Annotated in this window: 18 protein-coding genes; 10 read left to right on the top strand and 8 right to left on the bottom strand. The window is 48.1% G+C overall.

Features of this window, described 5'->3' with window-relative positions:
• Positions 1-6: 6 nt before the first annotated feature.
• From AC23N5_RS19015 to AC23N5_RS18980, 8 genes are all read right to left on the bottom strand, one after another.
• Positions 7-918 (bottom strand): DMT family transporter, encoded by a 912-nt coding sequence (locus AC23N5_RS19015; RefSeq protein ID WP_229601345.1) that lies wholly within the window; start codon positions 916-918, stop codon positions 7-9.
• Between the two features lie 108 nt (positions 919-1,026).
• Positions 1,027-2,151 carry a mandelate racemase/muconate lactonizing enzyme family protein gene (locus tag AC23N5_RS19010; protein ID WP_487756802.1) on the bottom strand — a complete coding sequence of 375 codons (1,125 nt, stop codon included), beginning with the start codon at positions 2,149-2,151 and terminating at the stop codon, positions 1,027-1,029.
• Positions 2,151-3,110: a 3-hydroxyacyl-CoA dehydrogenase family protein gene (locus AC23N5_RS19005; protein WP_487756801.1), complete on the bottom strand. Its 960-nt coding sequence runs from the start codon at positions 3,108-3,110 to the stop codon at positions 2,151-2,153. Before AC23N5_RS19005 ends, AC23N5_RS19010 begins: the two co-directional genes overlap by 1 nt.
• Positions 3,111-3,200: 90 nt before the next feature.
• Positions 3,201-3,590: a RidA family protein gene (locus tag AC23N5_RS19000; RefSeq protein ID WP_487756800.1), complete on the bottom strand. Its 390-nt coding sequence runs from the start codon at positions 3,588-3,590 to the stop codon at positions 3,201-3,203.
• 318 nt (positions 3,591-3,908) lie between these two features.
• Complete coding sequence (locus AC23N5_RS18995) at positions 3,909-4,712, bottom strand: creatininase family protein (protein WP_487756799.1); 804 nt, start codon at positions 4,710-4,712, stop codon at positions 3,909-3,911.
• Between the two features lie 107 nt (positions 4,713-4,819).
• Positions 4,820-6,607, bottom strand: a complete 1,788-nt coding sequence (locus AC23N5_RS18990; protein WP_183974607.1) for a RagB/SusD family nutrient uptake outer membrane protein — start codon at positions 6,605-6,607, stop codon at positions 4,820-4,822.
• A 243-nt stretch (positions 6,608-6,850) separates the two neighbouring features.
• Positions 6,851-10,015 (bottom strand): SusC/RagA family TonB-linked outer membrane protein, encoded by a 3,165-nt coding sequence (locus tag AC23N5_RS18985; RefSeq protein ID WP_487756798.1) that lies wholly within the window; start codon positions 10,013-10,015, stop codon positions 6,851-6,853.
• A gap of 316 nt (positions 10,016-10,331) precedes the next feature.
• A complete protein-coding gene (locus AC23N5_RS18980; RefSeq protein ID WP_183974611.1) occupies positions 10,332-10,970 on the bottom strand; it encodes a GntR family transcriptional regulator in 639 nt (212 codons plus the stop codon).
• Positions 10,971-11,125: 155 nt separating this feature from the next.
• Between AC23N5_RS18980 and AC23N5_RS18975 the strand changes: the two genes are divergently transcribed.
• The 10 genes from AC23N5_RS18975 to AC23N5_RS18930 all read left to right on the top strand — a co-directional run bounded on the left by AC23N5_RS18975 (position 11,126) and on the right by AC23N5_RS18930 (position 23,826).
• Complete coding sequence (locus AC23N5_RS18975; protein WP_183974613.1) at positions 11,126-12,145, top strand: Gfo/Idh/MocA family protein; 1,020 nt, start codon at positions 11,126-11,128, stop codon at positions 12,143-12,145.
• Positions 12,146-12,242: 97 nt separating this feature from the next.
• On the top strand, positions 12,243-13,637 hold the full coding sequence (locus tag AC23N5_RS18970; protein WP_183974615.1) for a DegT/DnrJ/EryC1/StrS family aminotransferase: 1,395 nt from the start codon (positions 12,243-12,245) through the stop codon (positions 13,635-13,637).
• Positions 13,634-14,977 carry a neutral/alkaline non-lysosomal ceramidase N-terminal domain-containing protein gene (locus tag AC23N5_RS18965; protein ID WP_487756797.1) on the top strand — a complete coding sequence of 448 codons (1,344 nt, stop codon included), beginning with the start codon at positions 13,634-13,636 and terminating at the stop codon, positions 14,975-14,977. Before AC23N5_RS18970 ends, AC23N5_RS18965 begins: the two co-directional genes overlap by 4 nt.
• Positions 14,978-15,147: 170 nt before the next feature.
• Positions 15,148-16,413 carry a hypothetical protein gene (locus AC23N5_RS18960; RefSeq protein WP_487756796.1) on the top strand — a complete coding sequence of 422 codons (1,266 nt, stop codon included), beginning with the start codon at positions 15,148-15,150 and terminating at the stop codon, positions 16,411-16,413.
• A 7-nt stretch (positions 16,414-16,420) separates the two neighbouring features.
• Complete coding sequence (locus AC23N5_RS18955; RefSeq protein WP_487756795.1) at positions 16,421-18,355, top strand: PVC-type heme-binding CxxCH protein; 1,935 nt, start codon at positions 16,421-16,423, stop codon at positions 18,353-18,355.
• 25 nt (positions 18,356-18,380) lie between these two features.
• Complete coding sequence (locus AC23N5_RS18950) at positions 18,381-18,704, top strand: high-potential iron-sulfur protein (RefSeq protein ID WP_487756794.1); 324 nt, start codon at positions 18,381-18,383, stop codon at positions 18,702-18,704.
• A gap of 225 nt (positions 18,705-18,929) precedes the next feature.
• Positions 18,930-20,297, top strand: a complete 1,368-nt coding sequence (locus AC23N5_RS18945; protein ID WP_183974628.1) for a Gfo/Idh/MocA family oxidoreductase — start codon at positions 18,930-18,932, stop codon at positions 20,295-20,297.
• 69 nt (positions 20,298-20,366) lie between these two features.
• Complete coding sequence (locus AC23N5_RS18940; RefSeq protein ID WP_487756793.1) at positions 20,367-21,722, top strand: sugar MFS transporter; 1,356 nt, start codon at positions 20,367-20,369, stop codon at positions 21,720-21,722.
• Between the two features lie 94 nt (positions 21,723-21,816).
• Complete coding sequence (gene nagA / locus AC23N5_RS18935; protein WP_487756792.1) at positions 21,817-23,004, top strand: N-acetylglucosamine-6-phosphate deacetylase; 1,188 nt, start codon at positions 21,817-21,819, stop codon at positions 23,002-23,004.
• Positions 23,005-23,040: 36 nt separating this feature from the next.
• A complete protein-coding gene (locus AC23N5_RS18930) occupies positions 23,041-23,826 on the top strand; it encodes a glucosamine-6-phosphate deaminase (protein WP_487756791.1) in 786 nt (261 codons plus the stop codon).
• The last annotated feature ends 11 nt before the right edge of the window (positions 23,827-23,837 follow it).

Genomic DNA, 23,837 nt, shown 5'->3' with positions numbered 1-23,837 from the left:
TACTGATTATGGATTATTATTAATCATTTTTTTTTGTTGCACTCTGCTATCTACAATAGAAAGGATAAGGGTAGAAACTAGCACTAGAAGGCCGCCAATAATGGCCTGTGAATTAAGCTTTTCGCCCAACCAAAAAGCGGCAATCGGAAGTCCCATAAACGTAATGAGGTAGTTGGATAAAGCCACTTGGGTCGCGTCCAAATGTTTGAGGGCCTTAAAAAACAATACCATCGAAAGGAAGTTATGAAACACCGTCAGCGAAATCATCCCAATCCAGGTATTGGTGGTAAATTCGGGAATTTTGCCAAACATTTCGGGTTCGTAATAGAGCACCAGCGGCGTAAGCAAAATACACATCACGAGGTAGGTATAAAACACCATTTCGATTTCGGTGTATTTCTCCGCAATTTTCTTACAGCCTACGTTGTAGTACGCATTGCCCAAAATAGCCAAGAAAATAAGTACATTTCCCAACGCGTATTTGGAACTTAAATCGACCCGCTTGATGTCGTCCGTGGAGCATAGTGCCACCCCAATAATCGCAATGGCAAAACTGACCCAACGGGCCACATTCATGCGTTCTTTGAGTATCAAGAAGGCAAAAACAGCCGTAATGACGGGCAAGGTAAGCACCAAAATGGCCGCATTACTGGCCAAGGAATACTGCGTTCCCCACGTCATTAGTACTTGTGAGGGAAAGGCACCCAACGCCGCTAACTGCACGAAAATCAAGATGTCGGAGAGTTTTTTACCTCCTTTCTTAAAATCGCGTACCACAAACGGCCCCAGCAAAATCGTAGCCAGTAGCATCGGTGCCCATACCGTAAAATACGGCCCGACTTGGTCTTGCGTCAGCTTGATGCTCGTAAAATGAAAGGCCCACATAAAGTTACAAGCAAACAGTATGGTCCAAGACATTGCCGATTTTTTCATAGTTCTTTTATTTACCCCACCCCAACCCTCCCCTGTTAGGGAGGGACTTTTAACTCCCTTTCCCTAACAGGGGAAAGGGTTGGGGATAGGGGTTTAATGAATCATTTCACTCACTTTATATCTCTCCAACGCCTTTCTATCTAGTTCGATACCCAGTCCTGCGCCTTGCGGGACGAGGGCAGCGCCGTTTTCAAATTGAATGGGAGTAACAATCAAATCATCCTCTCGAACCAACTCTCCAAATAAATCGGAGGGAATGGTACAGTTGATACTCGCCGCCGCGATGTGTAGTCCCATCGTTTCCGAAATCCCTAAGTCCACTTCCGAACCTCTCCAACAGGCTTTCCCCTCTAAATGAGCGATTTCGGCCAGCAGCACGCAGTTATAAGCCGAACCGTTAAAATTATACCCATCCACGGCATCGGCGCGAACAAAGGCAATCATGTCGCGGATGTCTTGGGTGTAAGGCAACGAAATGTGGCGGTACATTGGAATACCCAACGTTTCGCGTAAATACTTAAATCCTGCTACGTCGGCGTGCAAAATAGGATCTTCCAAGCCCAGCATGATGTCGTTTTCTACGCCTTCCATCAATCGAAGCGTGGTAGCCACATCCGTCCAACGTTGGTTGGGGTCGAGCAATATTTTAATACCATCTCCGCATTTTTTCTTGATTTCAGCCGTCCACAAACGCACAGGGTCTTCGTCGGAGCACTTAAATTTGAAGGCTTTGTGGCCTTTTTGCATGGCTTCGTAGGCTTTTTGCGCGGCATCTTCGGGCGTTCGGCGGCCTGTCCAACCAAAGCAATCGACTCGGTCGCGGTAGGCTCCACCAAGCAATTGAGCGACGGGTACGTTCAGTATTTTGCCCACCACATCCAGCACCGCCGTCTCAAAAGCTTCGTAAATTCGCTGGTCGGTCACGGGCAATCGACGCCAGTTTAATTGGAGTACATCTTGCCCAACCAGTGTTTGCATGGCCTCAGACAACTGCTCTTTGGAAGCGCTTCGGTAGGTTTCGCCGATGCCCGTCAGGCCATTTTTAAGCGTAATTTCAATGATCCACTTGGGCTGATTGGCAAACTCCGTCCAGCGCTCGCCCGTCAAAAACTTCTGGGCAAAGGCGGCGTCTTTGTCTATTACCTCCTCCGAATTTAGGCTTCCGGGCTTGGCAGGCACAATCACCTCCGTGGCTTTAATGGTGTGGATAGTCGTCATTAGATATTTTCAATCGAACTGGATGAATACTTTTTGGCTAATTTTCGGACGTCATAGCTAAATTCAATGAATTTTTCCTCCCAACGCTCGGCACTTTCGGGCGTGTAGGTGTAAAATCCGTGGGCATTGCTAACGCCCTTAGCACCTGCCGACACGAGGTCTTCCATAAAAGCAGGTGCTTCGGTAGCGTTGCTGAGTTCTGGAAACAAGTCTTTCATAACAGTAAGGTACGCTGGAATACCCGTCAGGTCCATGAATCGGAACGGTCCTGCAAACGTAATCCAGTACCCCAAATCGTTTCGTAACGAACGGTCCACGTCTTCCATAGTAGCGTAGCCGTTTTCGACCAAATAAAATGCTTCGCGCAGCATGGCGTACATGATGCGGTTGGTGATAAACCCACGAATGTCTTTTTTCAACAACGAAGGCTCTTTGCCCCAGCTTTCGGCCAACTCGACCATTTTATAGGCATATTCTAACTGCGAATCTTTCCCACAAATCACCTCCATAAAACGAGTGATGTGGGCAGGCTCGGCCCAGTGAATTCCCAACACTCGCTCGGGATGTTGGAGTCCACTTTGAAGTACCGTGACGGGAATCGCCGATGTATTGCTACCAATGATGGCCGTAGGCGAAAGCACCGTTTCTAGCTTTTGATAGACACTTTTCTTTTCGTCAACATTTTCGATGATGGATTCAATCACCACTTCGTGCCCCGCCATTTTAGTCACATCGTCGGTGATGGTATGGCGTTTTACTACCTCTTCGGGACGCTCAGTTAGGATGCCTTCTTGGTGAAGTTGTTCCAAAAAAGAGAGGATACGCTGCCTTGCTTCGTCCACGATGCTTAGGTCTTTGACCAACGATGTAACCTCATGCCCCGCCGCCAAAATGCAGGTAGCAATGCTGCTTCCCATCAGTCCTAGCCCAACTGTACCAATGCGTTTTGTTTGATTCATACTCTACAAATTTGAAAATTTGAAAATGGGGCAATTTGAAAATGAGTGACAGACGGTATTTTCAAATTACCGAATTTTCAAATTGTCCCTCTATTTTTGAGCAATAATCGCTATCGCGTCAATTTCAATTTTAATTCCGTCCGACAACACCGACTGCACGGTGGTTCTGGCAGGTTTGATTCCCTGAAAAAACGAGGCATAGGCCGCATCGTAGCGGTCGAAGTCGTTGATATCTTCTAAATGAACGGTACATTTGACGATGTCATCAATCGTTCCCCCTGCGGCTTCGACTACCTTTTGCACGTGCGAAAGCGTCAGCAACGTTTCTTCTTCGATGGTACCGTGAATCACTTCTCCCGTGGTCAAGTCGAGTGGGCCTTGTCCGCTGACAAATAACCATTCACCTACCATCACTCCTGCCGAATATGCGCCCGTATTAGCGGCTTTATCGGGATGTTTTATTTCTATTTTTTTTGACATAACTATGTTGATTTTCAAAACTTTCAAATCTTTTTTATTTTACCAAAATGTTCGCAAAGAACCAGGTTGACCGCATTAAATAGCTTTTTATTGCTCCAGAGGAGCTACATCTTAGTAGAAAGAATGACCCAGGTATTCCCCCAAGCCCCATCGGGGTGACATCTTTCACCGAGAGTCAGTCGCCCCGACGGAGCCTTGGGAGGTGTGGGACGTGTTTGCTTACCTTTTTCTACTAAGATTTAGCCTCGCTGAGGCTACTTTTTTTAAATGCGTTTAACCTGTCAAAGGGCATTCACTTTGTGTTTCTTTGTACAATTCTTAGGGTTCTTTGTGGTTAAAAAGACGCTCCGACAAAGGCCAGTTTTTGAATGATTCTATAAATGTAATTAATCCTTTGATAGCCTGTTCTACTAAATACTTTCCTTTTTCGGCCGTCCCCAATTGAGGCTCGCCGCTGCTGCCATTGCTCGAAATAAAAGCCGTTTGTTTGAAGACCGTCACCCCTCGGTACGGCTCATCGTCTTCCCACGGAATGTAGCCATTGCTTTCGGGGCGTTGTGCCCGTTCGACGCGCTCCATCCACACTTTATCGGCAAATAAGTGCAGCATCATGCTTGTTTCGTATTCACACGCGTGGCTCAGGGCAGGGCTTTCCATTGGCGGTTCCCCCGCAAAGGCTTTTCCTCCAACTTCCCAATACGTTGCCAACGCAATAGTAGGTTGGTGGTTTACGTCAAAACGCTTGCTCAATACCGCCAATGCTTGGCGCACGGGGGTAATGTTTCCCCCGTGGCCATTGAGCAAAATAATCTTTTTAAAACCGCTTTCTACCAACGATCCCACCAAATCCATCACCACTTGGGTATATAGTTCGGGCGAAATACTCATCGTTCCCCCCAACGATAAATGATGGTGGCTCGACCCAAAAGGCAGCGTAGGACAAAGCAACACCGACTCAGGTAATGCTTTTTCTATCTGCTGAGCAACGTACGTGACAATGTCGGTATCGGTCGAAACCGACAAATGTGGGCCGTGTTGTTCGATGGCGCCCAAAGGCAACACCACCACCTTGTCGTTGGCTGCCTCGTTGAGGTCGGGGTATGTAGAAGCGTAAAAAAGCATGATGTTGGTTAGTGGTTATCCGTTAACTGTTATTGGTTATCTGTTACCCGTTATTGGTTCAGATAACGGATACACAGTTAACAGATAACGGGTACACAGTTAACAGCCTAATAATTAGGATTTTGTTTCAATACGGGTTGACCGTTTACTACACTTAGGTCGATTTGTGCTTGCGGAATAGGGTACAACTCGGTCTTCCCTTTCTTAAACGTCGCACCTTTCATGTAAGTAAAATCATAGCCAGGGATGGTCGTTTCGTGCTGCACGTAGGCATTCAAAACGTTGGCCATGTAGCCCGTTCCGTTGTCCCAACGGCGAAGGTCAAAGTAACGATGGCCTTCCATTCCAAACTCAATTTTACGCTCAAAACGCACCGCTTCCCGCGCAAACTCTTTGCCTTTGGCCGTAAATTCGGTGGTGTATAAGCCCACTTTGTAATTGGCCGCTGGTTCGTTGGTAACCCCTTTTAATGGTGCGGTGTTGTCCACATACTTTTTCACCCATCCCGCTGGATTTGCCGCCCGTGAACGTACACGGTTGACATACTCTTGCGCTTTTGCCAAACTTCCCACTTCTACCTCTGCTTCTGCCGCCCACAACAATACATCCGCAAAACGAATCATGGTGTAGTTGTTGGACGTCCAACGCGATGACGATGAGGTAGTTGCGGCTGCCGCTTGGTAATAAATACTCTTGATAGGACTATATGGCCCTGCGACCGACTGCACGCGAATCCACGCTTTTCCTGGGTGCAATCCCCAATCCAAATACGGTATTCCGCGACGACCTACCGTCCAATCCAAACGCGAATCGAGCGTTCCTGCGTAAGGCGTAAACGGCGTGCTACTTTCGATTCCTTGGTCGTTGGTAACATCCGAATTGTTGAACGTATCAATTAAAGGCAAGCCCGTAGTAGCATCCGTTTTAAATGAATTAACCAAACTAAACGACGGCTGATACGCTCCGCAGCAAGTAGCAGGGCCGCCCATCGGGAAGTTGAGGGCATCGCCGTAGTTTCCATTTTGGAACGATTCGGCAATCGACATTTGCACCGCAAATACCGATTCTGGGCCGTTTTTCTTAGAAGGGTTAAAGTTGTCGGCATAGTTGACCAACGCATACTTTGCTCCCGACGAAGTTACGCCGTTAGCAATCACATCTTCCAATACCGTTTTGGCTTCCGTGTATTTATCTTGGAACATGTACGTTTTTGCCAAAAACGCCTTCGCTGCCCAGCTATTGGCACGACCTACTTCGGTTTTAGTACCCGAGAGATTATCAGCCGCAAACTTAAAATCGGCCTCAATTTTAGGCCAAGCCGAGGTGGTATTAGCTACTTTGTAATTGTCGTTGGCGTAGCTGATGCTTTCGTCCAAATACGGAATATTTTCCCACATTTTAGCCGCTTCTAAATGGTACACCGCCCGCAAAAACGTTGCTTCGGCTTTGATTTGCTTGGCTTCTTCTGCCGAAAGCGCAGGGTCATTGGTTTTGGCCAAAACCCGCAACACGTCGTTGGCGCGCTGCACTCCTGCGTACAATACCATCCATTTGTTGTTGAACGGTGCCAACGTCGCGTCATAGTTGTAACTTTCAACGGCTTCCATTGGTGGCAATGCCGACGCTTGCGTTCCTGTATGGGCGTCGTCAGAGGTTACCCCGCCAAAAATCCAGTTGCTCACCCCCACAAAATAGTAGGTGGTGTTGGGTACGCCCCAGCCGTCGAGCAAGGAATACGCTCCCGTCAAGAGACCATTCAAACCTGCTTTGTTGGCAAGGGTAGCTTCGCTGGTAGAACCCAACGCCCCGATTTCGAGGTATTCTTCCTTGCAGGAGTTGGTTGTCAAAATCAACCCCAACCCAGTCGCATATAAAAGTGTTTTAAATCGTTTCATGTAAGTCAATGTTTAGACTGTTATTGGTTATCAGTTAATTCAGCGATTAAATTCATTTTTTAACTGACAACGATTAATAGAGTGTTAGCCAAGTTTTTTTAAAATTTTACCCGCAGATTAACGCAGATTGAGAGCCGCAGATAACGCCGATAAATGGCTTTATAAAGTCTTTTTTCAGCGCAAATCTGCGTTTGTATTAGTCAGCGGCTTCTGCGGGTAACTAATGAAATTATTTACTTAACTTTAAAAAGAAAGGTTTAGACCAAAAATGAAGTTCTTCTGGTTGTTCGGATAGTTGGCATAGTCAATTCCAAAGGACGAACTGTTTCCGCTCAACTCTGGGTCAAGACCCGTGTATTTGGTGAACGTAAACAAGTTCGCGGCCTGGGCGTACAAGCGAAGTTTGCTCATACCATATTTTTTGAGGAACGACGGTTGCACAGTATAACCTACCATCAACGAACGCATTTTGAGGAACGACCCATTTTCTACGTAAAACGAGTTAGAAACCCCCGACGAACTGAACGAGCCCGTTGACTCAATTTTTGGAATGCTGCTATTGGGATTTTCAGGCGTCCAAGCATTCAACAAATCATTGCTTTTTGCCCCAACATACGTACTAAAGAAGTGCGTAAACGACCGAACTGTATTGTAGATTTCGTTGCCTTGTGAGCCGTACAAAACGGTTGAGAAATCAAAGTTGCGGTAAGTTACGCCCAAGTTTAAGCCGTACGTAAAATCAGGGTTAGGGCTGCCAAGGAAGGTACGGTCGCTGGCGTCGATTTTGCCATCTGCGTTGACATCTTCGTATTTAAAGCGGCCTGGTGCGGCCCCCGATTGCGTGGGCGACGAGGTCACTTCGGCGTCGTTTTTAAACAATCCAATCACTTTGTAGCCAAAAAACGAACTTACAGGCTGACCGATTTGGTTACGCACAACGTTTCCGAGGTTTTGGGTGTTGGCACCGTCAAAATACCCTGGGCTTGGTGTGTTTACGACTTTGTTTTGGTAGGTCGTAATGTTGGCACCAATGCTAAATTTCAAACTTGGGCTAATCGTTTGGCGGTAGGTCAAAGCCAAATCCACCCCTTTGTTTTGGATGTCACCAATGTTCACCGTTGGTGCCGTAGCTCCCCCAGCTGTAGCAGGAAGCGGTTGGCTAAACAATAAGCCATTGATTGACTTTTTGTAGTATTCGACCGAAACGTCCAATTTGTTGTTCAAGATAGTACCGTCCAAACCGATGTTGGTCACGATGTTTTCTTCCCATCCTGTATTCGGGTTTCCAATGCTTGTTTGGGCAAAACCTTGTGCCAACGCACCGTTTCCGCCAATGTCGTAATAGGCATTAGCAAACGTACCCCCGAAAAGTGTATAGGCATTCTGCGGACTTACGTTGTTTTGCGAACCGAGCACCCCGTAGCTTCCTCTCAATTTCAATTCGTTGAGCCAAGCAACATCTTTCAAGAACTCCTCACCCGTCAAGCGCCAGCCGAGCGACACCGAAGGGAAAATACCGTAGCGGCGATTGGCGCCAAAACGCGACGAACCATCGCGACGAACCGTTACGCCCACCAAGTATTTGTCATCAAACGAATAATCAACACGGCTAAAAATCGAGAACAACGTATTGTTGTAAGCGCTGCTACCGTTGGTGATGTTGATGGTTCCGTTCGATAAGCTCAAATAATCGAAATTAGTAGAGAACAAGCGGCTTGCCGAACCAATGAGGTAACGTCCGTAGTTACGAATCGCTTCCGAACCCACAATTACCTTCAAATTGCTTTTGCCAAATGAGTTCGTGTACGTCAGCGTATTCGTCCACATGGTGTTGCTGTTGTACAACGCAATTTCCGAAAACGAGTTAGGGTTCGTGTTACCTTCTGAATTGTTATAAGGGGTAAAGTTAAAGTTCGTAGCATACTGGTTATCAATGCTTCCCCCAAAGCTGGTGCGTGCCGTAAAGTGCTTCAAGAAATCCACTTCGGCATACACGTTTCCAATCACATCCCAAGCGTTGCTTTTGTTGTTGATGGTGTTCATCTGTACCGCTACAGGGTTGGACGAACTTCCCAATTCAGGGCCTGCGAACGTTCCACCGTAGTTACCTCTGATGTCATAGACAGGAATAATCGGCATCGCACGGTACGTCCAAGCGATTGGGTTACCTGTGCTCAAGTTGTCAAATCCTGGGTTGCGTTTGTAGAACATATAGACGTTTTCACCCACCCGAATGTTGTTTTTAATCTTAAATTGGGTGTTGATACGCGCCGAATAACGCTCCAAGTAGCTTTTGAGCATCGTTCCTTGTTGATTGAAATACCCCAAAGACACCATATAATTCGACTTATCAGTACCGCCGCTGGCCGTTAAGTTGTGGCTGGTCATGGCAGCAGGCTTAAACAACTCATGGAACCAATCGGTACCTTCTTTGTTTACGGACTGAATCAAGTAGTTGCGACCTGGGTTGTTGGCATCAAAATTATACTTGGAAGGATCCACCGCTGCATCGCCTGCTTTACCCACGCCCGTTGCACCTGGCCCTCTATACGTAAAGTCAGGAAGACCGTTTTGGAATAAACCCGTCGTTGGGTAGGCAACTTTGGTCAAACGCGCAAAATCCGTTGAATTAAGTAAGTTAAACACGTTTCCTTTCAACGGTTGTTGGCTTCCGTAGTAGGCATCGTACGAAATAACGGGTTGTCCAGACTTCCCTTTTTTGGTCGTCACAACAATCACCCCGTTCGAGCCACGTACCCCATAGATGGCCGCCGCACCCGCATCTTTCAAGACCTGAATCGACTCCACGTCGTCCGAACTTACGTCGTTGAGTTCTGCCTGAACGCCGTCAACGAGCACCAACGGCTGCGTATTTCCAAACGAAGTAATCCCCCGCACGAAGATATTGCTAGGGCTTCCTGGCGCGCCTGAGCTAATGACGTTGACCCCAGCCGCCTGACCTTGAAGGGCTTGCACCGCCGAACCCGACGGAATCGACTTCAACGCCTTCACATCCACCACCGACACCGAGCCTGTAATGTCTTTTTTGCGCTCAGCCGAGTAGCCCGTTACTACCACTTCCCCGAGGGTAGTGGTGGAAGGAACGAGGGAGATGTTAAAAGTTGTTTGCGAACCTACATTCACCTCCTGCGCTTGGTATCCAATGTACGAAATTACCAACACCGCATTCGAGCCAACCGTCAATCTAAATGTACCGTCGGCACCCGTGATGGCACCATTTGTCGTATTTCCTTTAATAAGCACCGAAGCGCCTGCAATGGGCTGAGAATCATCAGCCCCCACCACTTTACCCGAGATTTGGGTTTGGGCGTACACCGCAACGGACATAAGTAGGCAAAGCAATAGCATACTTACCCCTTTTTTTCGGAGTAGGAAGAAGTCATTCATGTGTGTGATGTTTTTTTAAAGAAAAGAGTTAATAGTAAATAGGGCTTTGCATTTAATGGTGTTTTAATAAGGGTTATTGGTAACATTCTCAATTCTCCAAATCTAGTTAGGCATTACGCGACTTTTGCCTACATATCTTTGCCGAATTTGTTTACAAAGAAAACTTATTTTTGTAAACAAAAAAAGTTATGTTAATTTTTTTTTACGAAACCCTTTCTTTCCCTATCCCCCTCAAAATCAAAACCCCAAGGGTTTACTACGAGCGTAGCTTACCCTTGGGGTGGTCAGAATACTGTTATATAATATAGATAAAGGCTTAATCTAGCTCCAGCGCCTCTACTTCTCCACGAAGCAAGTGCTTCGACAGCGTCTCCTCCGCCAACTTTACATCTTTCTCTTTCAATGCTTTCAATAGCTGCCGATGTTCTTGGTCGGTGAGCTCGTAGTCATCCATGTGGGTTTGGGATTTACCCAGCTTTTGGTGGAAGAGTGGAATGTTACTGATTTCGTAAATGTCTTTTAATTTGTCATTTTGGGCAAAATCAATCAGGGTTTCGTGAAATTTCACATCCGCCTCGCAAGCCCCGCCAAAATACCCACGCTCTACCATCGATGAAAAATCATTACAAATCTCCTCCAACTTACGAATCCCCTCGTCATCAATCTTTTGAATGGCCAACCGAATTGCTCCTAGCTCTAATATTTCGCGCAATTCGCGTATCTGACGTACATCTTCCACACTCATCGACTTCACAAAGTACCCCCCTTTTTCGCCCGTTTCAATCAACTGCTCCCCCAATAACCGCGTCAACGCCTCACGCACCGCCATGCGGTTCACATCTAAACGCTTGGCCCAGATGTCTTCCTTTAGTCGAGTACCCGACACCAGTTGGTTCGACAGAATTTTTTTGCGAAGCTCATTATATACTTTATTAGCGAGGGAATCTACTTTCATTTTTTGTAGTCAAATTTTATGCAAAAATGTAAACAAATTTTAAGTATCTTTGTAAAGTTAAAAAATATTTATCCAATGACACCGTAATAGTAGTACAAATATGTCTTCCTAAATATAGATAATATATTGTCTATACCCAATCATCTGTTTTCATCATGAAAAAAACCACATTTACTAGAAGAAATTTTGTTAAAAGCGCTACTGTCGGAAGTTTATCGTTGTCGGCTCTTGCCCCTTCCTCTTTTGCCTCTGCGTCCGCAACGGTAGCCGCAGGCAAGCGAGTAGGTATCATTGGCCTTGATACCTCGCACAGTACCGCCTTTACCAAAGTTCTCAATGCGTCCGATGCTAGCGCCGACTACCAAGGCTACAAAATAGTTGCGGCCTATCCACACGGCAGCAAAGACATTGAAAGTAGCACCAAACGCATTCCTAGTTATACCGAAGAAGTCAAAAAATTGAATGTCGAAATCGTCGATTCGATTGAAGCATTGTTAGAAAAAGTCGATGTGGTGTTGCTCGAAACCAACGACGGCCGCCGTCACCTCGAACAACTTATCCCTGTTCTTAAAGCAGGAAAACGCGTGTTTATCGACAAACCGATTGCCGCCTCGCTTTCCGACGTCCTCACCATCTTTGAAACCGCCAAAAAATACCAAATGCCACTTTTCTCCGCGTCTTCGTTGCGGCACATAAAAGGCGTAGAAAAAGTGGATAAAACCAAAGTCGTAGGCGCTGATACCTTTAGCCCTGCGGTGTTGGAAAAAACGCACCCCGATTTATTCTGGTACGGCATTCACGGCGTCGAAACGCTCTACACTGTCATGGGTACGGGCTGCAAACAAGTGATTAGAATCAACAACGAAGGTACCGACATTGTGGTAGGTACTTGGGCCGACGGGCGCGTGGGTACCTTCCGCGGAACACGCACGGGCAAACACGACTACGGCGGCACGGTTTATACCCAAAACGGCAACATCGTTCTCGGCCCTTATGGCGGTTACGAGCCTCTGTTAAAGGACATTGTGGCTTATTTTGAAACAGGCCAAGTCCCCGTTACCCCCGAAGAAACGATTGAAATTTTTGCCTTTATGGAAGCCGCCGACGAAAGTAAACGCCAAGGCGGAGTCCCCGTAACGCTTGAAAGCGTGTTAAAAAAAGCAAGAAAAAGCTAGACGGTGTGGGTGGTTTCTCAAAACCACCCATCGGGTTTCTCAAAACCCCGTTTGTTGGTAGTAACCTCCTTATTTTTGACTAAAAACCTGTATTTATATGCCTTCCCAACCCTTTTCACGACGAGAGTTTCTCAAACGAAATTCGCTTACGGGACTCGGCGCTGCCTTGGCTCCCACCCTGCTAACGACCTCACCCGCAGAAGCTAACGCAAAATCAGTCACGTTTTCGTTGGCAGAGCCTCCAGCGTTGTTGGGAGGCAAACCCGTACGGACGCAACAGTGGCCTACGTGGCCCATTTGGAAACCCGAAACGGATGAAAAACAACTGCTCGAAGTTATCCGCAGCGGCGTTTGGTCACGGGCCAATGTCGTCACCGACTTTGAAGCAAAATGGGCACAAGCCGTCGGAGCGAAGCGTTCGTTGGCCGTGGTCAATGGCACCAACGCACTCATCACAGCATTGGCACAGCTCAACATTCGCGGGGGCGATGAAGTACTGGTACCTCCTTATACCTTTATCGGAACGGTCGCGCCCGTCATTGCCAACGGCGCTATGCCCGTATTTGTCGATGTTGACCCCGAGACGTTTCAGATTGACCCTGCCAAAATTGAAGCCAAAATCACGCCTCGCACCAAAGCCATTATCCCTGTGCATATTTTAGGCTTGCCAGCCAATATGCCGCAGATTTTGGCCATTGCCAAAAAACACAAATTGGCCGTGATTGAAGATGCTTGTCAGGCGCATTTGGCCGAAATCAACCACCAAAAAGTAGGAACTTTTGGCGATGCAGGCTGTTTTAGCTTCCAAAATTCCAAAAACTTAGCCATCGGCGAAGCTGGAGCGATTGTAAGCAACAACGACTTATTTATGGATCGTTGCTTTTCGTACCACAACTACGGTAACCCCTACGGGATGGCTTCGGGAGTGATTGGCGCGGGTACCATCATGCAGGGCAACAAACAACGCATTACTGAATACCAAGCCGCCATTGGGTTGGCACAACTCAAACGGTTGGAAGGAGAAACTAACCTCCGCAACGAAAATGCGGCTTACCTAAAAGCCAAAATCGAACAAATCCCAGGTATTATTCCGTACAAGCTGTACGGCAATGTCACCAAAGCAGCCTTCCATTTATTTCCATTCCGTTATCAAAAATCGGCCTTTAAAGGACTTTCACGCGACACGTTCTTAAAAGCGCTGACGGCCGAGGGAATCCCATGTTCGAAAGGCTACGCGACCCTCAACAACATGCCTTACCTCGACGATGCGTTCCAATCGAAAAATTTCCAGAAAATGTACCCCAAGGCCATGCTGGATTTTAAAAGCTACGTGGAGCGGAACCATTGCCCCAACAACGACCGCCTTTGCAACGAAGAAGCCGTTTGGTTTACCCAAAATATGCTCCTTGGTACACGCGCCGACATGGACGACATCGCCAATGCCATCGAAAAAATCTTTACCCACGCCGATAAACTCCTGACAATGAAATGAGAAAGCATCTTTGGCTGGTGGGATTATTCATCATTTCAACCACCTTTGCAAAAGGCTGGAAAGCAGGCGTTTCCAAAGTCGTTATTACACCTAAAGAAGCGATTTGGCAAGCAGGATATGCGTCGCGCACCCACGCTTCGGAAGGAAAACTGCACGATTTGTGGGCCAAAGCCGTGGCACTGGAAGACGAAAATGGCCAACGCTCGGTGCTGGTTACTACCGATATGCTGGGGTTTCCCAAAGCCATGTCAGACCGCATCCGAAGCCAGCTACAAGCACGTTTTGGGTTGAGTAAAGCGAATGTGCTCTTGAACAGTTCGCACACGCATTCTGGCCCTGTGCTGTACGATGCCCTGCACGATATTTATCCCCTCAATGCCGCCGAAGAGGCCAAAATCGACCAGTATTCGCGTTGGTTGGAGGGGCAAGTGGTGGAGTTAATTGGCAATGCGTTGAAAAACTTGGAACCCGTTGAGTTGTTTTCCCAAAACGGCGTAACCCGCTTTCAGGTCAACCGACGCAACAACAAAGAAGGGGCTTTGCTCGAACAAACCGAATTAAAAGGCCCCAACGACTACGCCGTTCCTGTCATCAAAGCCGTGACGCCCAAGGGAAAGCTCAAAGCCATTGTTTTCGGCTACGCTTGCCACCCTACCGTGCTTGATCTTTACGCCCTTTCGGGTGATTACCCTGGTTTTGCCCAAATCGAGTTAGAAAAAATGCACCCCGAAGCCACTGCTTTGTTTTTTCAAGGTGCCGCAGGCGACCAAAACCCTTTGCCTCGCCGCACGGTTTCGTTGGCCAAGCAATACGGCAAAGAACTCGCCGCCGCCGTGGAACGGGTGTTGGAAGAACCCATGAAACCGCTGTCGGCGCAGTTTCAATCGGCCTACGCCGAGGTCACGTTACCGCTTTCGGCACCACCTACGGAGGCACAGCTGTTGAAAGTTCAGCAAACTGAAGCCCCCTACATGCAGCGTTGGGCTACTCGCCTGCTCAGTGAAATGAAGCAAGGAAAGCCGTTTGTGTCGTCTTACCCTTACCCCATCCAACTTTGGAAATTAGGCGAGCAGGCTTTGTTCAGTTTTGGGGGGGAATTGGTCATTGAATACGCCATTGAGTGCAAAAAGCGCTACGGAACGGACATTTTTGTGGCGGCTTATTCCAACGACGTCATGGGTTATATCCCTTCCGCCACAATACTGAAAGAAGGGGGCTACGAAGGTCAATCGTCGCAAATGGTGTATGGCTTGCCGAGCGTTTGGGACGCATCGGTGCCTTCCTTGATTTATGCCGAAATTGACAAACTAGCAAAGCAAATTAAGCTCGTGCCGAAATAGGGTATCTAACACACGGTTGTAAGCAACCGTAACGTGAGGGTATGAGTACCCTCACGCACACAGATCCACTTGCCACGTAGTGGCTACCCAGCTACAATGCGAGGGTATGAGTACCCTCGCTCACTAGGCGCACACACCAACAATTATTTTTTCCAAAAAACCACAACCACATGAATTCACTTACTGCCAAAGCCTACTTTTCGGGTTTTGAGTTGGCTCACGATACCTACAACGCCATTTCAGTGGCGAGCAACGGCAAAGTTTATTACGTTCTTTGTTCAGAATCGTACGACATCGGCGGACAAATGTACGCTTACGACCCCGCTACTGACCAAACCGAATGGGTAGCCGACCTCACCGACGTTTGCGGCGAAAAAGAAGCTAACGCCATTCCGCAGGGAAAAAGCCACGTTCGTTTTTACGAAAACAACGGCAAACTTTATTTTGCTACCCACATTGGCGTCTATGAGATGATTGAGGGCATGGAGCGCCTTCCTACCCAAGCACCCAATAGAAAAAACCTCTACCCAGGTGGACATTTTCTTTCCTACGATTTGGCTACGGGCGCATTTGAAGACCTCGCTCTTGCCCCCGAAGGCGAAGGGATTTTAACCATGACTATCGACCGTGAACGGGGGCATTTGTACGGCATTACGTGGCCGTTGGGATATTTTATTGACCTCGACCTTTCCACCAAAACCCTTAAAAAAGTAGCGTTAGTTTCAGCCAACGGCGAAGCAGGAATTCCTGGACACGACTACCGTGTTTTGTGCCGTTCGATGCTCGTTGACCCACGCGATGGTAACGTTTATTTTTCCACCGCCGAAGGAGATATTTTCACTTACCAACCTGATGATGAAGGGCTAACCAAGCTAGAAAATATTGACTTACGTATCGACTATTTTGGCAAATACGACCCTAAACATCCAGGCAGCATGGGGTACAATTGGCGGAAAATTTTCTGGTATGCTCCTGAACAAGTTGCCTACGGAATCCACGGAAATTCGGGGTACTTGTTCCGTTTTGACCCCAAAGCTCAAAAAATAGAACTTGTTGAGCGCCTCACGTCGGAGCCTTCGCGCAAAAGTGGCATGTTCGACCAATTTAGCTACGGGTATTTGGGCTTCCAATTAGGCCCCGACCACGAAACCATTTATTACCTCACAGGTGGCCCTATTTACATCGACGGAAAACGCGTCAAAGGAGCCGACCAAATTGCCAAAGGAGCCGCCAAAGGACTCGAAAACCTGCATTTGGTTACGTACCACTTACCGACCCACACTTACCACGACCACGGCCCGATTTTCTACGCCGACGGCAGCCGCCCTACTTACGTTAATTCCGTTGCCATTGGCGCCGATAAGTCGGTTTATACCTTGGCACGCTTTGACCACCAAGGACACGAGATTCAAGATTTAGTAAAAATCAGTTTGTAATACCCCAATGAATGCCTCGAAAAACCTCCTCTTCTTCGCACTTGTAGGACTCAGTTGGTCGTGTGCGCATTATACCGACCCCCTCACCCCCGACGAAGCCCTCAAAAGCTTTACCTTGAGCGACGACCGCCTCCAAATCGAAGTATTTGCCACCGAACCGCACGTACTCGACCCCGTTGAAATGGTGTTTGACGAGGAGGGAAATGCGTTTGTCGTTGAGATGCCCGACTACCCTTCCAAACCCGAAGATGGTACGTTGGGAGGAGCAATTCGGCTCCTGCGCGATACCAACCAAGACGGGCGCATTGATTCGGCCATTGTTTTTGCCGACAACCTTTCGGAAGCTACTAGCATTTTGCCGTGGGAAGGAGGACTACTGGTCGCGGCCGCTCCCGATATTTTGTTTTTAAAAGATACCACAGGCGACTACCGCGCCGATATTCGTGAGGTACTTTTTACGGGCTTTTTTGCCAACAATTCGGAAGCGCAAATCACCAACTTGCACTACAACGTCGATAACTGGATTTATGCCTCCAACTGTGGGCAAGATGGGCTAGTAAAATTTATGCGAAACCCCAAACTACCACCCATTTCGGTCAAAGGCGGCGATTTTCGTTTTCGTCTCGACCGAGGGCAGTTTGAAATTGAGTCGAGTACGGGGCAATTTGGGATGTCAGTCGATGACTGGGGCAATCGCTTTTTTACCGAAAACTCCCTGCACATTCAGCATGCCCCCATTGCAGGACGTTATTTGTTCCGTCATCCATTTTTGCCGTCGTACGATGTGGCTTTGAATATCTCCGACCACGACCCTGAAATGTTTCAAGAAACGCCCGCTCCCTACTGGCGTCAAGAACGTACCAAGCGCCGCAATGAGCAGTTTGCCGAAGCCAAACTCGACCGCCACGAATACGCCGAAGACCATTTTACGGGGGCTTCGGGAGGAACATTTTACGGCGGAAATTTACTTCCCGCCGACTACCGTGGTTCGGTGTTTACGGGCGAAGTAGCAGGAAATTTGATTCACCGTGACGTTGTACATCCGTTACCCAACAGCCCAACGTTTGTTGCCAAACGCGGGGAAAAAGAAAAGACCACCGAGTTTTTGACCTCTTCCGACCCGTGGTTTCGACCTGCGCAACTGAGCGTGGGCCCCAACGGCGTGCTGTACGTCATCGACATGTACCGACAGCACATCGAAACTCCCACGGCCATTCCTGAAGATTTAAAAGAAGAAATGGATTTTTTCAACGGTAACAAACTCGGGCGCATTTACCAGATTGCCCCAAAAGAAGCCAAACTAACGCACGAAGCGCCTAAATTACGTTCAAAATCATCGGCCGAATTGGTTGCGCTTTTAGCTCATCCGCAGCAATGGTGGCGGCTCAATGCCCAGCGACTTTTGCTCGAAAAGAAAGATAAATCGATACTTCCCGCCGTTACTGACCTTTTCTTAACACACCACGACGCCCGCGCTCGTTTGCACGCATTTTTTGTCTTGGAAGGACTTAATACCCTGACGCCCAGCTTGATCAAAAAAGCCCTCGCCGATGCTCAACCCGACCTCCGCGCCTATGGCCTCATCGAAGCCGAAAAGTGGCCTGAGTTAGTACCTGAACTTATCGAAAAAACCACTGACCTGTCGCCCAAAGTATCGTTTCAAGCTTGTTTGAGTCTTGGACAGTACAAAACCCCTGCTGCTTCAACCGCATTGGCCCGTGCCCTCTCAAAACACGTTCAGGACAAATGGTACCGCATGGGAATTTTAAGTTCGGAGACAGGAGCCTCTTTTGCACTCATTGAAGTATTGCAAAAGGAAGGTTTTTTTGATCGAATGACACCCGACAAAGAAAGTTTCTTCAACGACTTTGCTCACGTGGTGCGTACCCGCAATCGCTCGGGAGAAGCTCAGCGATTAGCCCTTTTGTTGGGGAAGAAATAACAGGTTTATTTTATCATTAACCCGCATGAAAAGAAGAGAATTTATCGCCACCGCGTTACCGATAGTACCCGCCACCGCATTTTTGGTGAGTAGCTGTCAACCAAAATCGGCTTCTCATTCTGAAACGACCGACCCTTGCAAAGATTTTTCAATGGTTAGTGAGAATGACCTAAAAACTCGGAAAAAACTGGGGTATGTCGATGCCTCACCCCGTGCCGAGTCTCAGTGTGGAAATTGCAATTTGTGGCTTCCTCCCAAAGACAGCAAAGCCTGCGGTGGCTGTATGTTGTTCAAAGGCCCCGTTCAAACGGCAGGTTATTGTACGTATTGGGCACCGCAAAGCAAATAACAAACCTTTCCAAGTTTTGAAAACTATCGAAAAAGAAACTTGGAAAGACTAAGATACTTTCCAAGTTTCGTAAAGCGTCGAAAAACAGCCTTGGAAAGGTTAAAAACCTTTCCAAGGTTCACAAATCGCAGAAAAGGAAACTTGGAAAGTTTAGGCAAAAACTCAGGCTAACCTTTATTTTTGCAGGTGTCAATAAACACATTATTTCTAACCAAAAACCTTTACATGAGCCAAAACTCAACTTCATCCAACAGCGCTTCTCGCCGCGATTTTCTCAAAAAAAGCCTAACAGGAACGGCCGTTTTGACCGTAGGCGGCGTTCTCCCTGGTTTTAGTGCAAAAAGTTATGCCAATATTTTGGGCGCTAACGACAAGGTACGCCTCGGTGTCATGGGAGTCAACAGCCGTGGATTTGCCTTGGCAACCAACTTTGCTCTTCAACCTAACTGCGAAGTCGTCAGTATTTCAGACGTGGATTCAAAAGCCGCTGCAAAGTGCGTGGCGGGGGTAGAGAAAATCCAAAACCGCAAGCCAAAAGAAACGCCCGACTTCCGCAAAGCACTGGAAGACAAAGACATGGACGGCCTCATCGTTGCTGCTCCTGACCACTGGCACGCCCCTGCGGCTATTTTGGCTTCAAAAGCAGGTAAACACGTGTATTTGGAAAAACCATGCAGCCACAACCCGCACGAAGGCGAATTGTTGATGGCTGTCGCCGCCAAGTACAAAAACGTGATTCAGATGGGAAACCAGCGTCGGTCGTGGCCCAACGTCAAACAAGCCATCAAAGAAATTCACGACGGGGTAATTGGTCGCCCGTATTTTGCCAAAGGCTGGTACACCAACAACCGCCCTACCATCGGAACGGGCAAAGCAACGGCCGTACCGTCGTGGCTCAACTTTGACTTGTGGCAAGGCCCCGCGCCACGCAAAGCCTATAAAGACAACATCATCCACTACAACTGGCACTGGTTTTGGAATTGGGGAACGGGCGAAGCCCTCAACAACGGCACCCATATGCTCGACCTCATGCGTTGGGGATTGCAGGTAAGTTATCCGACCAAAGTTTCCTCTTCGGGTGGGCGTTACCGCTACCAAGACGACTGGGAAACACCAGATACCCAAGTTATTAACCTCGAATTTGGCAAGGATAAATTCATGACGTGGGAAGGCCGTAGCTGCAACAGCCGCAATATCGAAGGCAGCAGCGTAGGCGTTTCGTTTTACGGAGAAAAAGGTACGTTGGAATACGGCGGCGGCAATGCGTACAAAATTTATGATTTGGACAACAAGGTCATCAAAGACGTTACCAACGACATGCCGATTGACCCTCGAAACAAAATGAATCCTTCGCAAGCATTGGACGCCACTCACTTCCAAAACTTTGTGGAAGCCATCAAAAAAGGGACGCCGTTGGCATCCGATATTATAAGCGGGCACCAGAGTACGCTTTTGTGTCAGTTGGGGAACATCGCTTTGCGTTCCAACAGCATTTTGGACATTGACCCCACCAACGGGCACATCAAGAACAACAAAGAAGCGCAGAAATTCTGGAAACGTGAGTACGAAAAAGGCTGGGAGCCAACGTTGTAACGATTCTTTCTAAACCTAACCAACTTCCCGAAAATTACCACTTTCGGGAAGTTCAAAACCATCCTTTCTATGAAATCCTCTACTGCTGCCGTTGAAGTAAGCAGCCTAAGCCCGCGCGAAACCACCGTTTCTATTTTCTTGATTGGGCTGATGTTTTTTATCTTCGGCTTCATTTCGTGGGTCAACTCCATTCTGATTCCTTACTTCAAAATTGCCTGCGAACTCACTAGCTTTCAAGCCTATTTGGTGGCGTTTGCGTTTTACATTGCCTACTTTATCATGTCGGTACCTGCCTCGTATCTGCTCAAAACCCAAGGGTTCAAAAAGGGCATGATGTTTGGCTTTTGGGCGATGGCGTTGGGTGCGTTTATTTTCGTTCCTGCTGCTATGACGCGCACTTATGGCATTTTTTTGATGGGACTGTTTACGATTGGCATTGGGTTAGCCATTTTACAAACCGCCGCCAACCCCTACATCACTATTTTAGGCCCAAAAGAACGTGGTGCTCAACGAATTAGTATCATGGGCATTTGCAACAAAGCCGCGGGAATTTTGTCACCGTTGGTATTTGCTGCCGTGATTTTACGCCCCACCGACACCGATTTATTTGCGCAACTTGACACGATGAATCCCACCGAAAAAAGCGCTGCTTTGGACGAACTCGTCCGTCGGGTGATTCAGCCTTATACTGTTTTAGGAATATTTTTATTTGTGTTGGGGTACTTGGTGTATCGCTCGCCTTTACCCGAAATCAATACCGAACACGAAAGCCCCGAGGTCGCCAGTGCCAACGCGGGCAAAACCAGCATTTTCCAGTTTCCGCACCTTATTTTGGGGGCTGTGGCCATTTTCCTTCACGTAGGTACGCAGGTGATTGCCATTGATACCGTCATTGGGTATGCCAACTCCATGGGAATTGATTTGCTCAAGGCCAAAACATTTCCGTCCTACACCTTGGCTTGTACCATTTGTGGGTACATCATCGGGATTATCACCATCCCCAGATTTGTCAGTCAGGTCAATGCCCTGCGCTTTTGTACGGTGTTGGGAACGGTGTTTACGTTGCTCATTATTTTTGCCAAAGGCACCGTTCAATTTCTAGGCCATACCGCCGACCTTTCGATTTGGTTTGTGGTATTACTTGGCTTGGCCAACTCGCTCGTATGGGCGGGAATTTGGCCCTTGGCGTTGGACGGCCTTGGACGTTATACCAAACTCGGCGCGTCGATTCTCATCATGGGCTTGTGTGGCAACGCCATTATGCCGCTTTTCTACGGCTATTTCGCCGATTTGTACGACGTGCGCACTGCGTATTGGGTGTTGTTGCCTTGTTATTTGTACTTGGTGTATTATGCGGCCTACGGCCATAAAGTGAAACGTTGGGGAACCTCACCCCAACCCCTCTCCTTTCAGGAGAAGGGCTAAACTTTGCTCTTAAACCCCTTCTCGTGGGGTTTATCCTTACCCCAACTCCTCTCAGGAGAAGGGCTAATTTTTTAGCCAAAAAGACCTGCATTTTATGAAAATAAAAATCAGTAACGGGACTGTTCTCACGCCCTTTCGCGCCATTAAAAATGGAACGGTGGTGGTGGAAAATGGTCAAGTCCTCGGTGTCCATGAAGGCAATATAGACGTACCCGAAGCCGAAGAAATCGACGCCCAAGGGCGATACATTTCTCCTGGATTTATCGACATCCACGTCCACGGCGGTGGTGGCGCCGATTTTATGGACGGTACCGAAGAAGCTTTCCTGACCGTTGCCGAGCTGCACGCGCGTTTCGGTACAACTGCCTTGGTACCAACCACATTGACGGCCGAAAAAGAAGATTTGCTTCATACGCTCGATGTGTATGAAAAAGCCCATCGACGCAATACCAACGGCGCGGCCTTTTTAGGGATTCACCTCGAAGGTCCCTATTTTGCCCTAAGTCAGCGGGGAGCGCAAGACCCGCGTTACATCCGCAATCCCGACCCTGCCGAATACGAAGAAATTCTGAACTATTCGTCGTCCATCGTCCGCTGGAGCGCCGCCCCTGAATTAGAAGGAGCGATTCCGTTTGGGCAACGGCTACGTCAAAAAGGGATTTTGGCGGCTATTGCCCATACCGATGCTTATTACGACGATGTGTTGACAGCCTACGAAAACGGCTATTCGCTCGTCACTCATTTGTATTCAGCGATGTCGGGCGTGACGCGCAAAAACGCCTTTCGCTACGCGGGGGTGATTGAAAGCTCGTACTTACTTGACTTAGATGTAGAAATCATCGGTGATGGCATTCATTTGCCCGCTCCTTTGCTCCAATTTGTCTATAAATTCAAAGGGCCCGACCGCACTGCCCTCATCACCGACGCCATGCGCGGCGCAGGGATGCCCGAGGGGGAAAGCGTGTTAGGCTCGTTGAAAAATGGCTTGCCCGTTATCATCGAAGACGGCGTGGCCAAACTCCCCGACCGTACCTCGTTTGCGGGCAGCGTCGCCACCTTCGACCGACTGGTGCGCAACATGATTACGATGGCCAATGTGCCGTTGTTGGATGCCGTTCGCATGGCAAGTACTACCCCCGCCCGCATCATGGGCGTTAGCGACCGCAAAGGCTCGCTCGCCAAAGGCAAAGACGCTGATGTTGTTATTTTTGATGAAAATATCAACGTCGGGATGACGATGGTGGCGGGGAAAGTAGTGTATAATCAGATGCCTATGGCATGACAATTCGTTTAAATGTATCAACCTTACGTTCAAAAAATGCCTCTTTTGCAAGAAACAACCGTTGACAAACTCCACGTCAAATTAGCCCAAAACCGCCAAGAATTAGGGCAATATGCCGCCGAAATGGCTGCTACAAACATTAAATCATTGCTCCAAAGCCAAGAAACCGTCAATATTATTTTTGCCGCTGCTCCGTCGCAAAACGAGTTTTTGGATGCCCTCGCTATTCAGCCTGGTATTGAATGGCAACGGGTGAATGCCTTTCACATGGACGAATACATTGGCTTGTCGGACGACGCGCCGCAGCGGTTTGGCAACTTTCTCAAAGACCGATTTTTTGCCAAAGTACCGTTGAGAGAAGTGTTTTACATCCATGGAAACGTAGCAGACGCCGAAGCAGAATGTCAACGTTACTCGGCTTTGTTGACCCAATACCCTACCGACATCGTTTGCATGGGCATCGGCGAAAACTGCCATATTGCATTCAACGACCCGCACATTGCGTTTTTCAACGACCCTGTGCTAGTCAAAAGGGTGGACTTAGACCTTACGAGCCGTCAGCAGCAAGTACACGACGGCTGTTTTGCGTCGTTGGAGCTTGTTCCCGAGTATGCCCTTACGCTTACGATTCCTGCGTTGGTGAAAGCGCCCACGGTGTTTTGCATGGTTCCTGCGGCCCACAAAGCCGAAGCCATTTACCACACCCTCCTCGACGACATCAGCGAAGTATATCCATCAACGATTTTGCGTACCCACTCAAACGCCACCCTGTTTATCGATCCTAATAGCGCTCAGCAGTGGTTGGAAGCTAGGGGAAAATAACTTTACCTACA

It is taken from the genome of Runella sp. R5_40, assembly GCF_057652295.1.
Note: the sequence above shows the minus strand (reverse complement) of the source record. Positions and strands in the feature narration are given on the sequence as shown.

Bases quoted from the DNA above. Each gene is read 5' to 3' on its own strand.
- AC23N5_RS19015 (WP_229601345.1), bottom strand. From the start codon at position 918: ATGTCTTGGACCATACTGTTTGCTTGTAACTTTATGTGGGCCTTTCAT.
- AC23N5_RS19010 (WP_487756802.1), bottom strand. From the start codon at position 2,151: ATGACGACTATCCACACCATTAAAGCCACGGAGGTGATTGTGCCTGCC.
- AC23N5_RS19005 (WP_487756801.1), bottom strand. From the start codon at position 3,110: ATGAATCAAACAAAACGCATTGGTACAGTTGGGCTAGGACTGATGGGA.
- AC23N5_RS19000 (WP_487756800.1), bottom strand. From the start codon at position 3,590: ATGTCAAAAAAAATAGAAATAAAACATCCCGATAAAGCCGCTAATACG.
- AC23N5_RS18995 (WP_487756799.1), bottom strand. From the start codon at position 4,712: ATGCTTTTTTACGCTTCTACATACCCCGACCTCAACGAGGCAGCCAAC.
- AC23N5_RS18990 (WP_183974607.1), bottom strand. From the start codon at position 6,607: ATGAAACGATTTAAAACACTTTTATATGCGACTGGGTTGGGGTTGATT.
- AC23N5_RS18985 (WP_487756798.1), bottom strand. From the start codon at position 10,015: ATGAATGACTTCTTCCTACTCCGAAAAAAAGGGGTAAGTATGCTATTG.
- AC23N5_RS18980 (WP_183974611.1), bottom strand. From the start codon at position 10,970: ATGAAAGTAGATTCCCTCGCTAATAAAGTATATAATGAGCTTCGCAAA.
- AC23N5_RS18975 (WP_183974613.1), top strand. From the start codon at position 11,126: ATGAAAAAAACCACATTTACTAGAAGAAATTTTGTTAAAAGCGCTACT.
- AC23N5_RS18970 (WP_183974615.1), top strand. From the start codon at position 12,243: ATGCCTTCCCAACCCTTTTCACGACGAGAGTTTCTCAAACGAAATTCG.
- AC23N5_RS18965 (WP_487756797.1), top strand. From the start codon at position 13,634: ATGAGAAAGCATCTTTGGCTGGTGGGATTATTCATCATTTCAACCACC.
- AC23N5_RS18960 (WP_487756796.1), top strand. From the start codon at position 15,148: ATGAATTCACTTACTGCCAAAGCCTACTTTTCGGGTTTTGAGTTGGCT.
- AC23N5_RS18955 (WP_487756795.1), top strand. From the start codon at position 16,421: ATGAATGCCTCGAAAAACCTCCTCTTCTTCGCACTTGTAGGACTCAGT.
- AC23N5_RS18950 (WP_487756794.1), top strand. From the start codon at position 18,381: ATGAAAAGAAGAGAATTTATCGCCACCGCGTTACCGATAGTACCCGCC.
- AC23N5_RS18945 (WP_183974628.1), top strand. From the start codon at position 18,930: ATGAGCCAAAACTCAACTTCATCCAACAGCGCTTCTCGCCGCGATTTT.
- AC23N5_RS18940 (WP_487756793.1), top strand. From the start codon at position 20,367: ATGAAATCCTCTACTGCTGCCGTTGAAGTAAGCAGCCTAAGCCCGCGC.
- nagA (WP_487756792.1), top strand. From the start codon at position 21,817: ATGAAAATAAAAATCAGTAACGGGACTGTTCTCACGCCCTTTCGCGCC.
- AC23N5_RS18930 (WP_487756791.1), top strand. From the start codon at position 23,041: ATGCCTCTTTTGCAAGAAACAACCGTTGACAAACTCCACGTCAAATTA.